Source organism: Achromobacter sp. NPDC008082 (assembly GCF_042957345.1).
GTDB classification, from domain to species: domain Bacteria; phylum Pseudomonadota; class Gammaproteobacteria; order Burkholderiales; family Burkholderiaceae_B; genus Achromobacter; species Achromobacter kerstersii_A.
Genome location: NZ_JBIBIB010000003.1, coordinates 381,192 through 396,702, shown reverse-complemented (window position 1 = coordinate 396,702; position 15,511 = coordinate 381,192). Strand labels below are relative to the sequence as shown.

The window sequence follows — 15,511 nt, the reverse complement described above, 5'->3', positions numbered from 1 at the left end:
TGTGGGCGCGCCAGTTTTCGTTAAACTGACGCTTTCCGCGCCACTACGCGCCCCGCCTCGTGCGGGGCGCTTTGCCTTCCCCCATGTCAGAAAAAACCCACGACATCCGCCCCGGCCAGTCCGTCGAACTGCTAAAAGCCCTGCACATCCTGACCCGCGACGGCAAGATGAACCAGGACAGCCGCCGTAAATTGAAGCAGGTCTATCACCTGTTCCAGTTCATCGAGCCGCTGCTGAAAGACGTCCAACAAGAACGCGGCGCGGTCACGCTTGCGGATCACGGGGCTGGTAAGTCGTATCTGGGGTTCATTCTGTATGACTTGTTTTTCAAGGAACAGAAGGATGCCGTCGGGAATGGGTCCCATATTTATGGGATCGAAACGCGCGAAGAACTGGTGAAGTCGTCAGAGGAACTGGCGAAGCGGCTCGGGTTTGGCCGGATGTCGTTTTTGAATCTGTCTGTCGCGGAATCGATTACTTCGAGTCGGTTGCCGGGGACGATTGATGTGGTCACTGCGCTGCACGCTTGTAATACCGCCACCGATGACGCGATTCACTTTGCGTTGGAGAAGAAAGCGAAGTACATCGTGGTCGTGCCTTGCTGCCAGGCGGAGGTGGCTTCGGTGCTAAGGAAGAATAAGGGCAAGGCGCTGGCTGATCCGCTGGCGGAGATTTGGCGGCATCCGTTGCATACCAGGGAGTTTGGAAGCCAGATTACGAATGTGCTGCGGTGCTTGCAGCTGGAAGCGCATGGGTATCAGGTTAGCGTGACGGAGCTGGTCGGGTGGGAGCATTCGATGAAGAATGAGCTGATCGTGGCGCAGTTTAAAGATTTGCCGACTAGGAAGCCTGCGGAGAGGTTGACGGAGATGTTGGAGAGGATTGGGTTGCAGGAGTTGAAGGATCGGTTTTTTGTGCCGGTGGCTGGGGTGGCCGTCGCTGAGTAGGTATTTACTTGGCCGATTGGCATGAACCAGAGATAGCTTTCGCTGGTGTGGGCTGCTGATACTTCCCTAATCAGTAGTCCGCGATTGCGCTTACGTAAGAGAAAGCGTGATCAATTTGGCACGGAACCGCTTCGCGTCCGTCGCCTATCGGGGCATACTCGCCCCGTGGTCCAAAGGATCGCCCGGGTTGACAGCCGGAAAGACAGAACAAGTGGCCGCTGCAATGGCGGCCTCCTTTCTTTCATCGCGTCAATAACACCGGAGCGTCGATATGAGCGACCACCCTTTGACCTATGACCGTTGGGCCACGCCGGATGATCCGGAGTTTGGGGTTGTTCGAGTTGATGATTTGAGGAAGATCGAGCGGGCTTGCTTGGGGATTTGGGCTATTGCGAGGATTGTGGGGAATCGTATGAATGAACCGACAGTCGCTCACGCGAATTCGCCAGATACCTGGGTCATGTCGAACTTGATGGGTAGTGTCGAGAGTCTTTGCGATCATCTAGCCGACCTCATAGCGGCCGCAATTGATGAACCACCGTCAGAGCTTTCACAGTCGATATAGACGTCTGCGCCAGCCTTATAAAGGTGTAGTCGGGTCAACCCAACATATAGGCAATATCGGCTCGCGCCACCCTTGTATGTCTGAATCAGTTCTGGGTTGACTGCGGCTTTCCACCCCGAACGATGCTCCGGCCTTTGAACCGAGACGCTTAAGAGCGCTCGAAGGGAAGCGGCCAGCGGCTTAGGCCTTCTCTTCCGTACTCGCGCAGGGACGGATTTTCATGCTGAGATAGGTGGACAAGAATCTCACGAGATTCGGCTCGTTCCGATGGGTGCGAGCGCGTACGCGCATCTGCGCTGAATTTCATGAAGGCTTTTCAACCGAATCATCTCCACAGTTTTCGCGATAGCTGGAGTAGCCGAAGGGTCCCCGAAGAGCCCAAGTTCGGAAATGATTTCCGAAATTCACAATCGAAGTAGTTGACTAGGCCCCAATCGGAAAAAAACTTGCAAAAATTTTTACCCACTCAATAGGAGGCCTGATGCACCTTCATCTATTCAGTTTTAAGAGAATTTTTTTCGCTGCCGTCCTTAGCAAAAAAAAATACTCACCATGACTCTTTAACCTAGCTACAAAGCCGTCGTCTTCAACCTCTCTATTAATCACCGCTCGCTCGACCAGTCGAAGTGTCTCATAGGAAACCCGCTGCTCAACGATTAGAGACGATTTTCCGCCAATCGCGATGGAGATAGGATCTCCTATCAATGATTGGCACACTCTGGCCATCGAAGCCACACAATGCTCGGGAACCCCACTACCGTTGGACCTGTACCTATACTTCCCATCCCTAATGAGCAGAAAATCAGATAGGTAGCAGTAATCACTATTCCTAAAAAAGAACTTCAGCGCTCGCTCGTAGCCAAAGTCATAAAATCCATTCAGCGCATTTGAAATATATAATATATTTCTGCTCACAGCATATATATAATCGCACGCCCACATTCTTCCAGCATCGCCCGGAGGAATCCAACCCAAGCAACTTAGCATTGATTTAAAACAAAGCAGATCGCGTGTCAAAATGGAAGCATCAATTCTGAACGATGAAATTATCGCTCTATGCTTGGAATTTTCATTAATCGCAATCCCATCTTCCAAAACATGTTTCACAAATAATTTACTATTCTTAACCATCCACATCATGCGACCAGGCGTGTAATACGAAACATTCCCAGAATATGGAAGATGCAACGTCGGCTTTCTGCCCTCGTGAATGCAGACATAATCCACATCCGAAAGTTCGTGACTATCGCCGCGCGCTCTGGAACCAATTAAGTATAAAGAATAGGTCATCACTTCACGATTCTTTTCACAATTATGGCAGTCAACGTCGCAGTCCAAACGACGCTAAAAAGAAGAACAAAAATAACAAAAATCATCCCAGAGGCATGTTTTGGGGATAGATCGCCGTAACCAACCGTTGTAACCGTCACGACTAAATAGTATATCTTTTGAATAATATCCGGATCTTCAAAATAAGGAAAATTTCCGTTTAAATTAGAGGTTATTGAAAAATAACTCCACCAACAATTCAACACCAAGATTCCTGCACCCATAGCTAATACGGTAGTGATAAATACATTAAATATCCCATAACCGTAAAGCATGGACCGATCGTAAAGACAATCCACCAAAAATGCAGTTCGCCTCTTTATGATCTCACGAAATTTCAAACCATCCAATCGGTGCACTTTTTGCCAACGCGCGTATCGCCGGAACTGAATATAGGCAGTTCGAGCAAACTCATCTTGGTGCATGGATTTTAAATTTGACTCCAATCGCTGAAACAACGAAGTGTTTATATTTGCAGCCCCAGACTTCCACTCATTAAAATCAAAGGAAAAACTCCTTGGATCTAAATATACATTAGTGAAGACAGGCTTCATAAACAGGCAATTAATTATTTTTGTACGATGAAATTCTAAATTTGACATTTTCACAGCCACAAATCTACACTCGATAAAGGTGCAGTCTGTAAATGTCATGTTAGAAATCTCATTTTTATCAAAGAGGCAGCCCCTGAACACCGCGCTCTTAACGTGAACAACACCTTCTCCGAAATTTATATTACATTCAAAATAAGCCCCTCCGTTGCCCCTTTTTATCTTGACGCGCCGAAAGAATTTTGATCGATCAAAAAGAGACGAAACAAAAAAAGCACGCATTTTTTTATTCACGGTTAAATTAACCACACAAGAAAATAACGATGTCAGACTGCAATTTCATCAAACGCCCAATACCAGATTGCAGTCCGACTGCTTGCTCGCTACTGGCCTGCACAACTGACATCCATCGAGATCACAGATTCTCATTATCCATATTTCCAACCTTTAATTTGCGATACGGCACATGCGCAACAGGCATAGACTTTGCCGCTTCCTCGAGATGAAGGTGCTGGTCATCAAAGAAGATATGAGGCTTGAAAGCCTGCAGTACAGGGGCTTTGGGTGCTCCTCCCAGAAAATGAGCCTCATCCACCCTCACATTCCAAGCGCGAAGCGTTCGAATCACCCGCTCGTGGGCAGGCCCATTTCGAGCCGTTATTAAGGCTGTTCTAATAGGAGGCCGAGGTAACTCGACATCAAACTGCAAATATGACAGCGTTTTCAAAAGCTTGGCGAATGGACCCTCCGCCATTGGCTTTCGCGCATTTTCTCGTTCATGCTTGAGAAATGTGTCCAGTCCATGCTGCTGATAAATCCTTTCAGACTCATCAGAGAAAAGCACTGAGTCGCCGTCGAATGCAATGCGAATTTGATCGGGCACTGCTTCATGCCCTTCGGGCACACTATAGATGCGGGCCGCTGCGATCCCAGCATCTATCGCTGCTTGCACGTCCACCTCATCTGCCGACAAAAATAGGTCAACGCCGTACGCATTAAGATACGGGGACATTGCCCCGCCGCCGGTAAGCGCTGCACGGGTTATATCAAGTTGATGATGATCAATTGAATTGAAAATTCTTAAACTTGTCTCCGCGCTATTCCTCGACATAACCACAACTTCAGTTTTTCTTTTCCCCGGAACCAAGTTATTCAGATTCAGAATAGATCTCACCAACGGAAAGCCAGACCCCGGAGCTAGAGGCTCATCCTCATGACTCAACTGAAATTTCGCGTACGCCTCCAAACCCTGATCCACAAAAATATCATGTTCAGCGTTCAAATTAAACAGAGCCCTGGAGGAAATTCCAATCACCAAATATTGACTAAAATCATATGGCATTAAAGTTTCCCTATGCTTATGTGAATCAAATCACGTATATCTTCTAGGCGACTATAACGTTAGTCAGAGAGTTTTGATCACTGCACGAGGAGTTCGCGCAAGAGCATCTTGGGACGCATGAGATTTTAATCGCTCAAAATCCCAACCATCAGAAGCGCTATCCATAATTGCAATAAGCACTCCTTCTGCTGGTTCGCTCAATTCTTTTGCGAGAACTTTGTATTTAATTCTCAAGTATTCATGATCGCCGAAATATAGAAGTACGCCGTAACTCAAGCCCGACCTTTCACCGGAACGTAAGCTGCGAACCGGCAACTCCCTCGTCAGCGAGCATTTCGCAGGGTTCATTTGTTCTGAGAGAAATTCCGCCCAAGTATGATGCCATTTTTCATTCTTACCGTAACGTAGTGGCTCGTTAGGCATGCCGACGTTAGCTGGTAAAGGTCGCCCTTGAGGCGAGCTTACCGTTATATGAACCACACATTCAGTCAAATATTTATTTGACGCATTTAAAATTTCAAGTCTTAGCCACGCGCTATTTAATCTAACCGACTCATACGCTGCCAACTCTCGCCAGTAATTGAGATTCGGAGCCCCATCAAACTTCCTCATCAACCAACCACGACGCTCAGTGAAATCGGGAAGAGATTTAGAATTATTTATTCGGACGCGTTTGAATGGCAAGCAAAGGCGTTGGGTCGGGTTTCCGTTTTGGTCGAGTAAACTCACCTGAGGTGGAACGTACAATTTTTGATGAGATTCAAGGCAGCTCCTGCCGAAGAACTGGGGATAATGCTTTATGGCAAGACTTACATTCTTGCTCAGATCTTGTACGACCTCATCCCAAAAAACAATCTCTACGCCAAATTTTCCTTGTTTCAGTCTTGCACGCGATATAGCTCTGACCTCCTTTTGAATATGAGAATCGGGGCTGCAGGTAGTCGCTATGTACAGATTTTTAATCGATGGAGTAAAATTTTCTGCATTTGCAGTTTCGGCCTTGATGAGCGCTGGAGTAATAGTTCCAGTAGTGTTTTTACATTGGATGGCAACCAATTCCTGGCGGCTGTCCCATCCGTATATATCCACGCCTTGCTGCGCTTGGCCCGCACGCCCGTGCTTCACCAGATTCGGATTGGCCCAGCGCTCACCAAATGAATCTCTACAGATATCCTCAAACTCAGCCCATGACTTTGGTATAGGAAGTGAAGAGTTGGCAATCGTAGGCATTTTAGCTACACCTATTAATACGACCAGAATGAAAGTTTCACGTGCGCGACCGTGTCCGACACAAGGGCTAAGTACACGACGTCACCGCATGATTACATACGCCCGATTCCAAAAATATACCCCGATTTTCAGTACCAACCATTTTAACTATCTGGTTTTCTGGTTTACATTCAACCTAATATCGCTTTAGTCAGTTGACAGCCGAGGCTCGATGCGAATCTTTTTTCTAGGCTGATCTTCTATGTCTGACGAATGAACTTCCTCATCCAAATCCGAGTTCTCGTGCGCGAGCGCAGGTATCAACATATTGATATCGTGCAGGTCGTCGTAGTCCACGAGAACGACGCCGGTAGTTTGAGCGAGTTGTCGCGCCGCAGGCGTAAAGGAAGTCCTACTAACAACGATCCCAAGATCTGCCTGATAGTGCAATCTGCCCGCAGCGATTTCCTGTACCGCACCGTTACCGACCGTCGAGCTGTAGAACTTGCACTGAACGACAACCCGGTAGCCCTCGCGTTCTGCTTCGATGTCCACACCCTGATCTCCAGACGCAGTTGTGACTCTCGCTCGCCAACCCTGATCACGCAGAATCTGGGCGCAACTATGTTCGAATGCGTGCCCCTGTGACTGCGGAGAACCTTTGCCACGCAGATCAACTTCGTCACTGATATCAGCGCCATCCTCGAGCTCATCCAAATACGCAACTACAAACGATGCGGCGTCGCCGAGCTGATCAAGGTCGTCAGGGTCCATTTCGTAGGGAAGCACCTTAGTCACAAAGTGCCGTAAGTCACGGTGCCATTTCTCTTCGTTCCAAATTCCGTATTCATCTTGGAATCTTCCTTGGCGGCGTTTTCTTTGCAACACACGTTTGTGCTTGAGGATTACTCCGTGCAAGCGCTCTTCGCGTGCCAGTTGACGTTCCTGTTCTGCAGCCTCGTGTCGGCACCAAAACCACTCATTCAGAATGCAATAGGCGATGACCATCAAGAGCACTAGAAAAACGGCGATTCCTGCGCCCAGCCATTCAGCAAGGACGAGAAAGCCAACAAAAGCTAATGCCCAGGCCGGCGAGACTCTAGGTGTTTTAAGCATGGTCGTTTAGGTGTACGTGGTAGTTCGATGACCTAAGGATGAAGGACGCTTCAATTCGAAAGTAGTTGCATTGTGTCACAAGCAGCGCTAAATAGATGCGACGAACCGTCAAGTGTGTACTTCTTCAATAAGGAGCTAATAAATGGCCAAGTCAGAAGTAACCAGTAAGTCAGCGGCCACTGCGGCATCGAAAGTGTTGCGCAGCCCAGGAGCATCTTCAGCCGCGAAGTCAGCCGCCGGTTCGGCCCTGTCCCAGAGAGGCACGACGAAAGTGACATCAAGTGGTGCCGCTTCTGCGGCCTCGAAAGCGCTCAGCGGGTCCGCAGGCAAGTCAGCGAAATCCGCAGCAGGTTCGGCTTTAACTCAGAAGCCGCGTTCGAAATAGTCGACACCTGCGTGTACGTCGCCATCGCGACGGGCCGAATTGCACGCCAACACACCACGAGCTTCACTACCCGGAGTACGCTGACTGGCGTTGCTAAAGGACGGCCATGCGCATGCATGGCCGTCGCAACATCGTGCGCTCCCTACGGACGATTCAGCGCCGAATTGAATCGCCTTGATCGGCATTACTGGGTTCGACACCGTGGCCGACTGACTCGGCTGCCTTTGCTCCGACGGTTCGATTTGCGTGGGGTTGTAGATCGCCTCCCTGAATGCCTTAGCGCGCGATACTAACGCCGCTCTTGAAGAGCTCAAAACCTACAGTCAGCAAGGGAACGACCGAGAACACAGAATTTCTGACAGTTCCTGACTCGGAGGGCCGCTCACTGTCCGCCGCGCCCCTCCACCCGCCCCCACCTCCCCGCAATCCCCCCCGCCGCCGCCTTCATCCTCTCCACCACCATCCCCAATCTCTCCACCCCCAACCTCTCCGCCATCGCCGTCACCGTAATCGCCCCCAGCGCCACCTCTCCCTCCGTCAACACCGGCACCGCCACCGCACTAGTCCCCGGCATTAACCCCATTGCCGCATACGCAATCCCCTCCCGTCTCGCCACATCAACCCGCGCAATCACATCCTCCACCCGCTCCCCCATCACCTCTAACCTGGCCGCATTCCCCCTCACCAACTCCTCACTCTCCTCCCTCCCCAAACTCGCCAACAACGCCACCCCCGACACTCCCACTCCCAGCGGCCGTCTAACCCCCACCTCAATCGACAGCACCTGTATCGGATGCCTGCCCGTCCGCCGCCCAATACAAATCGAATCGTGCCCATGTCGAATACTCAAAAACACCGTATCCCCCACCTGATCGGCCAGCTCGCTCATATACGGGTCCGCCAGCGTTAGCAGCGGAAAGCGCCTTGTCCGCGCCAGCCCCAGCAAACTGATTTCTTGCCCGATCAAATACCTCCGAGTTTCTGAATCCTGTTCAACCGCGCCCTCTTGCACCAGCGTCTTCAGCAAGCGATGCACGGTTGGCCGATTCAAGCCGGACATGCGTTCCAGATCCACCAGCCGCACGCCGCGCTCTTGTCCGCAGGCAATCAGGCGCAGCAGCGCCAAAGCCCTGCGTACCGTCTGCGCGCCGGATGCGCTTTTATCTTCTGATTCGCTCACGCGGCCTCCGGTTTGATAATGGATTTTGGCGTTTGCTGAATACCGCGCTTGGTGACGATGGGGCCTAGCGATGCGTAGTTGGGCCCGCCGATGCGGCAGATGGGGCGTAGTAATGCCGTGTCGATCTTGCCGTCTTGCAGCAGGCCATCGCGTATATGGAACATCACCACTTCGCCCACGAAGAACTCGGCGCCGGTGTCGCCAAACGGGGTGACGCTATGAAAGCGGCATTCCAGGCTGATGGGTGCGGCGGCAAGTCTTGGGGTGTCGATAACCGCGCCGGGAAGCACGCTTAAACCCAGCACGTCGACTTCGCTGATTTCGGGCGGGTGTTCTTGGGCGCTGTCGTGCAGGGGATCAAGCAGGGTTTCGTCGCCGACGTTGACGACGAAGTGGCGGTTGGCCAGGATGTTTTCGGCGGTGTCTTTGCGTTTGCCGGCTTTGCGGCCGATGTTCACGCCGATCATGGGCGGTTTGTTTGAGACGAAGGTGTAGCAACTGAACGGCGCCAGGTTGACGCCGCCGTGGGCGTTGACGCTGCTGATCCAGGCGATGGGCCGTGGCACGACGATGCCGCTCATCAGGCGGTAGGTTTGTTCGGGGTTCAGGTCGCTGGCGGGAAAGTGCATGGTGGGTGTGGCTCCGTAGTCCGGATATTGAACATTCAACAATGAATAAAACCGCGCGCGCAATAAGCGCCCAGGCTAATTCTGCGGCGAAATGCAGTCACCCCAAAAGCCACCCGCAAAGCAACCTGCCAAAAGAGTCCAACATCTGGAACTTTTATAGAAATTCGCGTTGTTCCGCAGCCGGGAAATTCCTAGAGTGTCGTCAAACACAACAAACAAAACGTGACACGACCAGGAGACAAACCATGCATCGCAATGCGCTTCGCGCCTGCGCCACGGTGGCGCTGACCGTTCTGACTTCCATGGCGCACGCCGCGTGGCCCGAGAAACCCGTGAAGATCGTGGTGCCCTACCCGCCGGGTGGCAATGTGGATGTGGCGGCGCGGCTGATTGCGCCGGGTTTGCAGGCGGCGTTTGGGCAGCCGTTTATTGTCGAGAACAAGCCGGGTGCGGGCGGCATGATTGCCGGTGAGCAGGTGGCGCGGTCCGAGCCCGATGGCTACACCTTGTTCATGGCGGCAAACGGGCCGCTGCTGTTCTCGCCGCTGATTTTCAAGCGCGAGGCGTACAAATGGGATCGGGACTTTGCGCCGATCAGTTCGGTGTCGTACACGCCGCTGGTGTTGCAGGTGAAGCCGGGCTTGCCGGCGCAGACGCTGGCTGACTTGCTGGCGTTGGCGAAGAAGGAGCCGGGCAAGCTGAACATGGCGTCGCCCGGTGCGGGGACGACGAATCACTTGGTCAGCGAGCTGTTGCAGTCGTTGACGGGCGCGCGTTGGACGACGGCGCAGTACAAGGGCAACGCGCCAGCCACGACCGATTTGCTGGGTGGCCAAGTGGATTTCAACTTTGATCAGATTTCGGTGGCGCTGCCGTATGTGAAGGATGGGCGCTTGCGCGCGTTGGCGGTAACGACGGCCAAGCGCGTGCCGTCGATGCCGGACGTGCCGACGTTTGCGGAAGCGGGTGTGCAGGGCATGGAGGCGGCCACGTTTACCGGGCTGCTTGCGCCGAAGGGTACGCCGCCGGATGTGCAAAAGCGCTTGAGCCAGGCGCTGACCCAGATTCTGGCGCAGCCGACGATCATTCAGCGTTTTGATGAGCTGGGCGCCGAGGCGCGCGGCAGTACGCCCGAGGAATTCACGCGCTATCTGGCGGCGGAAGATGCGCGTTGGACGCCGATCATCAAGCGTGCGGGCATCACGGCGAACTAAGGCCGACGACTGCCTGACCCACCCCACCAGCGGCTACGCGCCGCCAACCGAACGCATCGCGGCCCTGCCTGGCCATGACAGCGATGCCGCCCTACCCCCCTATTCTTCACACGGAACCCGCCATGAGCAGACGCAGCATCTATGCCGAAGGCTTCAGCCACAAGAATCCCATTCCGGCCGCGTGCCGGATTGGGCCCATGCTGTATTCGGGCAGCATCCAAGGCACCGACCCCGCCACCGGCGCCTATGGCGCGACGTTGGAGCGCCAGTGCGAACTGATGTTCGACCACGTGCGCCGCATTGTGGAAGCGGGCGGCGGCACGCTGGATCACATCGCCAAGATGACGGTGTGGATGCGCGACCGGAGCCAGCGCGCGGCGCTCAACGCCGTGTGGCTGCAAGCGTTTCCGGATGCGGATAACCGCCCGGCGCGGCACACGATGCAGGCCGATCTGGATGGCGACAAGCTGATCGAATGCGATTTTGTGGCCGTGATCGAGTAAGGGAGACAAACGATGAAGCAGAGCCAACCGCGGCAGACTCAAGCCCCCCAGCATCAATCACCTCACTACCAACCCTCGCAATACCAGCCCTTCAATCCCCGCCCCTCCGCGCCCGCCACCCGCCTGCCGCCTAACGCCTGCGACAGCCAGTTTCACGTGTTCGGTTCCGCCGACCGTTACCCGGTGCGTCCCGGCGCGGCCTACGAGATGCCCAGCGCCACCATCGAGACCGCGCTGGGCCTGCACCGCCTGCTGGGCATTGAGCGCGGCGTGATTGTGCAGGCCACGACCTATGGCGCCGACCACCAGGTGGTGCTGGACGGTCTGGCCGCCGCTGGCCCGTCGTACCGCGGTTGCGCGAATGCGGTGGTGCTGGCCGAGCGTGACGATGCCTATATTCAGAAGCTGCACGATGCAGGCGTGCGCGGGGCGCGGTTCACGCGGCAGGGCTTGGGCATCAGCATGGCGCCCGCCGTGTTTGACCGCGCCATCGCCCGCGTTCGAGAGCTGGGTTGGTACGCCAAGTTTCAGCCGGAGCCCGACGGCATGATGGCGCAGGCGGCGCAGTTTGAACGGCTGGAGATTCCGGTGCTGCTGGATCACATGGGGCGTGCTGCTCCCACTGCGGGCGCGGCAGATCCGACTCGGCAGTTGTTGGAGTCGTTGCTCGCTCGCGGCAATTTCTGGGTGATGTTGTCGCTGACCGAGAAGATCTCGCGCAGCGGCCCGCCCTGGGACGACGTGACGCCGCTTGCGCAAGCGCTGATCGCCGCCAACCCCGACCGCGTGGTGTGGGGCAGCGATTGGCCGCATCCGGTGTCGGTCAAGCCCACGCCTGACGAGGGCCAGTTGGTGGATCAGCTGGCGCGCTATGCGGGCGACGCCGCGACGCTTAAGAAAATCCTGGTGGACAACCCTGCTCGCTTGTTTGGATTCGACGAATGAAACTGCTTAGCTATACGCATCAAGGCCGCACGCACTTTGGCGCACTGCGCGGACAGGACCAGATCGTGGCGCTGGACGGCCACCGCCACGACCATGGTCAGGGTCAAGGCCACGGCCAAGCCTTTGCCAGCCTGCGCGACGCGCTGGAAGCCCGCGCCCTGCCCGCGCTGGCCAAACTGGCGGACACGCTTGCCCCCACGCACAAGCTGAACGAGGTACGGCTGTTGCCGCCCATCCCCTCGCCAGAAAAAATCATCTGCGTGGGCGTGAACTACGGCAAGCGCAACGAGGAATACCAGGACGGCAGCGCGCCGCCCGCCTACCCCAGCGTGTTCCCGCGCTTTCCTGGTTCGTTCGTGGGCCATGGCGAGCCCTTGCTGCGCCCACCGGAATCCGAGCAGCTGGATTACGAAGGCGAGATCGCCATCATCATCGGCAAGGCCGGCCGCCGTATCTCGGCGGACGACGCCTGGAGCCACGTCGCGGGCCTGACCTGCCTGAACGAAGGCACCGTGCGCGACTGGATCAAGCACGGCAAGTTCAACGTGACGCAGGGCAAGAACTTCGACGCCAGCGGTTCGATGGGGCCATGGATGGTAACGGCCGACGAATTCGACCCCGCCGCGCCGTTAACGGTGACCACGCGCGTGAACGGCGAACTACGCCAGCAAGACGCTACCGACAACCTGATGTTTCCGTTCGCGGAACTGATCCGCTACATCTCCATCTGGACAACGCTGAAGCCCGGCGACGTCATCTCTACCGGCACCCCCATCGGCGCAGGCGTGCGCTTTACGCCGCCGCGCTTCTTGAAACCGGGCGACGTGGTCGAGGTGGAAGTGGCCGGCATCGGCGTGTTGTCCAACCCCGTGGCCGACGAAGTCGCCGCGCACTGATCAGGAGCCCCCCATGCTTAACGACGAAGACCGCGCCCGCGCGGCCAGCCTGCTGCTGGAGGCCGAACGCAGCGGCGTGCCCACCACGCAGTTGGACCAGGCGTTTCCCGGCATTGAGATTGCGGATGCGTACGCCATCCAGCAACGCAATATCGACCAAAAAATTGCCGACGGCGCAAAGCTGCGCGGCCACAAGATTGGCCTGACGTCCAAGGCCATGCAAAGCACCGTGGGCATCGATGAGCCGGACTACGGCCATTTGCTGGACACGATGTTCTATCAAGACGGACAGACCATTCCCACCGACAAGCTGATCGTGCCGCGCGTGGAAGTCGAGCTGGCTTTCGTGCTGGGCAAGCCGTTGCGCGGCCCGGATGTGAGCCTGTTCGATGTGCTGGACGCCACGGATTACGTGGTGCCCGCGCTGGAACTGATCGACGGCCGCAGCAAGTATCCGCGCCGCATCGTGGACAACATTGCCGATAACGCGGCGTGCGCCGGCATCGTGCTGGGCGGCCGGCCGGTACGGCCGATGGATATCGACTTGCGCTGGGTCGGCGCTCTGCTTCTTAAAAATGGCGTGATCGAGGAATCGGGCGTGTCGGCAGCGGTGCTAGGGCATCCCGCGCTGGGCATTGCGTGGCTGGCGAACAAGCTTGCGCAGCACCACGCCGGGCTGGAAGCCGGACACATCGTGCTGGCCGGGTCTTTCACCCGCACCGTCGCGGTGACGCGCGGCGATACGCTGCATGCGGACTACGGCAAGCTGGGCAGCATCTCGGTGCATTTTTCATAAGGCGGCGCGCATGGAACTCCCCATCAATACCTTTAAGCGTGCGCTGCGTGAACAGCGCCATCAGACCGGGCTCTGGGTCACGCTTGGGGCAGCGAACAGCACCGAACTGGTGGCGGCCAGCGGCTTTGATTGGCTGCTGCTGGATACCGAGCACACGCCCGTGGTGCTGCCGACCGTCATGGCGCAGTTGCAAGCGGCCGCCGCGTACAGCAGCCATCCGGTGGTGCGCCCGTCGTGGAATGACAAGGTGCAGATCAAGCAGTATCTGGATATCGGCGCGCAGACGTTGCTGCTGCCGTATGTGCAGAACGCAGATGAGGCACAAAGCGCGGTGGCCGGCATGCGCTATGCGCCGCGTGGCGTGCGGGGCGTTAGCGGCACGATGCGCGCAACGCGGTATGGGCGCGTGCCAGACTACATGCGCCGGTGCGAAGATGAACTGTGTTTGCTGGTGCAGGCCGAGACGGGCGAGGCGCTTGAGAACCTGGACGCCATGATTGCCGTGGATGGCGTGGATGGGGTGTTCATTGGCCCCGCGGATCTGGCCGCCAGCCTGGGATACCCGGGCGAGCCGCAGCACCCGAAAGTGGTGGCAGAGGTGGAACGCGCTATCCGGCGAGTGCGCGCAGCGGGCAAGGCGCCGGGGGTATTGACGACGGATGAGACGCTGGCGCGTCGGTATATCGAGGCGGGCAGTTTGTTTACCGCGGTGGGCGTGGACGCGGCGATCCTGGTTCGGTACTGCGATCAGTTGGCGGCGCGGTTCGCGGGGGTTTGATGCTGCATAGACAGATCAAACTCACACAGACCCCGATAACTCCTCCAACACCGCCGGGTCATAATCCCAACGATGAAGAGAATTCTCTTTGCATTCGATAATCGCTTTCGTCAGTTTGCCGTCTTTTATTTCTCTTAGGGCTAGCGAGCCACAGCAAATCGGACATTCGCCGCCAATTCGGGTGAGAAACACATGACCAGACTTATTCGCTTCCACGGTCAACACTGACGCGACGCGATGGACGCGTTTGCTTCTCAAGCCCGTGCCCACGTTGATCGAAAAAAGGCTAGGTAACAGCAAAGCGAGCCACCAAGCCGAAGGGGCGAACACGAAACCAAATACCGAGAACACCGTTATCGCAACACCATACTCGCGAAACTCTGAAATCCTGGCTGGCCTTCCGCGGAAGGTGGCGGCGTAAACGTGTGTCCTCTCGATCCCACCCGCATACAGCCTGCCTTTGGCTCCGAGCGGCTGATCTAGCGGCGCCAGACCGCCTTTGACGATACCAAATCCACTTTCACCGGCGTTGAATAGGCTGGGCGTCGACGTACCCCGCAACACGCGCTGGCATTCAAGACACAGCCGCTGATTGCCATCGTGCTCAGCCCCACATTGTTGGCAATGCAATTCTTCGTCCTTGGAGTGGATATCGAAATAAGGGATTGATCTGGCCGGAGATTACGGCTTAACCCTAAAGGGCATAACGACCCGTTGAATGGGGTTGAATACTAACCCATGGCCAACCGTTGATGTCAGGTGATCCGCAACTGTGCGCGTCTTTGGTCGCCGACGGATTCGACAGCGACGAACCCGAGAGCAAGACCGCGCTATACGCGATCAGCAGTCACTTCGATACGGGTTTGGCACGCGTCAAACGCTTCACGGAAATCGTCCGGGCGGCTGTGGCGGATTTGCCTGCCACGGCTGAACCCGCAGCGGCCCCCGGACCGCAATCTGCTTCCCTTATCAATCGGCTGAAGCACATATTCGCGCCTCGGCAAGAGGCGTCGTCAAGCACCATGTCTTCACACGCAGACGCCCAAGCTTTATCGCTATCCGCTCGCGCATCTGCTGACGAACTGCTCGCCAAACACGCTGTACTTTGACTTGATGAATCGAAGCG

At 55.7% G+C, this 15,511-nt stretch carries 15 protein-coding genes; 7 read left to right on the top strand and 8 right to left on the bottom strand.

From position 1 onward, the window contains the following. The first annotated feature begins 83 nt into the window (after positions 1–83). Positions 84–947, top strand: a complete 864-nt coding sequence (locus ACFZAI_RS14040; protein WP_391567430.1) for a class I SAM-dependent methyltransferase — start codon at positions 84–86, stop codon at positions 945–947. A 1,054-nt stretch (positions 948–2,001) separates the two neighbouring features. On the opposite strand, the gene ACFZAI_RS14035 is transcribed toward ACFZAI_RS14040, so the two are convergent. The 7 genes from ACFZAI_RS14035 to ACFZAI_RS14005 all read right to left on the bottom strand — a co-directional run bounded on the left by ACFZAI_RS14035 (position 2,002) and on the right by ACFZAI_RS14005 (position 9,253). Beyond that, entirely contained in the window at positions 2,002–2,802 is an 801-nt protein-coding gene (locus ACFZAI_RS14035; protein ID WP_391567856.1) for a nucleotidyltransferase domain-containing protein, read from the bottom strand. Continuing rightward, on the bottom strand, positions 2,802–3,686 hold the full coding sequence (locus tag ACFZAI_RS14030; protein ID WP_391567429.1) for an ion channel: 885 nt from the start codon (positions 3,684–3,686) through the stop codon (positions 2,802–2,804). The genes ACFZAI_RS14035 and ACFZAI_RS14030 overlap by 1 nt, the downstream gene beginning before the upstream one ends. Before the next feature lie 121 nt (positions 3,687–3,807). Then, the gene (locus ACFZAI_RS14025) at positions 3,808–4,734 is read right to left on the bottom strand and encodes a 5'-nucleotidase (protein ID WP_391567428.1); all 927 of its coding nucleotides are present in this window, start codon (positions 4,732–4,734) and stop codon (positions 3,808–3,810) included. Positions 4,735–4,797: 63 nt separating this feature from the next. Beyond that, positions 4,798–5,964, bottom strand: coding sequence for a hypothetical protein (locus ACFZAI_RS14020; RefSeq protein ID WP_391567427.1), 1,167 nt, complete (start codon positions 5,962–5,964; stop codon positions 4,798–4,800). A 186-nt stretch (positions 5,965–6,150) separates the two neighbouring features. After that, positions 6,151–7,059, bottom strand: a complete 909-nt coding sequence (locus tag ACFZAI_RS14015; RefSeq protein ID WP_391567426.1) for a restriction endonuclease — start codon at positions 7,057–7,059, stop codon at positions 6,151–6,153. A gap of 767 nt (positions 7,060–7,826) precedes the next feature. After that, entirely contained in the window at positions 7,827–8,624 is a 798-nt protein-coding gene (locus ACFZAI_RS14010; protein WP_391567425.1) for an IclR family transcriptional regulator, read from the bottom strand. Next, the gene (locus tag ACFZAI_RS14005; RefSeq protein ID WP_313462423.1) at positions 8,621–9,253 is read right to left on the bottom strand and encodes a flavin reductase family protein; all 633 of its coding nucleotides are present in this window, start codon (positions 9,251–9,253) and stop codon (positions 8,621–8,623) included. Before ACFZAI_RS14005 ends, ACFZAI_RS14010 begins: the two co-directional genes overlap by 4 nt. Before the next feature lie 245 nt (positions 9,254–9,498). Between ACFZAI_RS14005 and ACFZAI_RS14000 the strand changes: the two genes are divergently transcribed. The 6 genes from ACFZAI_RS14000 (at position 9,499) to ACFZAI_RS13975 (ending at position 14,385) form a co-directional block, all read left to right on the top strand. Next, on the top strand, positions 9,499–10,467 hold the full coding sequence (locus ACFZAI_RS14000) for a Bug family tripartite tricarboxylate transporter substrate binding protein (RefSeq protein ID WP_391567424.1): 969 nt from the start codon (positions 9,499–9,501) through the stop codon (positions 10,465–10,467). Positions 10,468–10,589: 122 nt separating this feature from the next. Next, positions 10,590–10,970, top strand: coding sequence for a RidA family protein (locus ACFZAI_RS13995; RefSeq protein ID WP_391567423.1), 381 nt, complete (start codon positions 10,590–10,592; stop codon positions 10,968–10,970). Positions 10,971–10,982: 12 nt separating this feature from the next. Next, positions 10,983–11,915, top strand: a complete 933-nt coding sequence (locus ACFZAI_RS13990; protein ID WP_391567422.1) for an amidohydrolase family protein — start codon at positions 10,983–10,985, stop codon at positions 11,913–11,915. After that, positions 11,912–12,811: a fumarylacetoacetate hydrolase family protein gene (locus tag ACFZAI_RS13985; protein ID WP_391567421.1), complete on the top strand. Its 900-nt coding sequence runs from the start codon at positions 11,912–11,914 to the stop codon at positions 12,809–12,811. Before ACFZAI_RS13990 ends, ACFZAI_RS13985 begins: the two co-directional genes overlap by 4 nt. Before the next feature lie 13 nt (positions 12,812–12,824). Continuing rightward, the gene (gene hpaH, locus ACFZAI_RS13980; protein ID WP_391567420.1) at positions 12,825–13,607 is read left to right on the top strand and encodes a 2-oxo-hept-4-ene-1,7-dioate hydratase; all 783 of its coding nucleotides are present in this window, start codon (positions 12,825–12,827) and stop codon (positions 13,605–13,607) included. A gap of 10 nt (positions 13,608–13,617) precedes the next feature. Beyond that, entirely contained in the window at positions 13,618–14,385 is a 768-nt protein-coding gene (locus ACFZAI_RS13975; protein WP_391567419.1) for an aldolase/citrate lyase family protein, read from the top strand. Positions 14,386–14,406: 21 nt separating this feature from the next. Here the strand turns inward: ACFZAI_RS13975 and ACFZAI_RS13970 are convergent, their stop codons facing one another. Beyond that, the gene (locus ACFZAI_RS13970) at positions 14,407–15,015 is read right to left on the bottom strand and encodes a hypothetical protein (RefSeq protein WP_391567418.1); all 609 of its coding nucleotides are present in this window, start codon (positions 15,013–15,015) and stop codon (positions 14,407–14,409) included. Between the last annotated feature and the right edge of the window lie 496 nt (positions 15,016–15,511).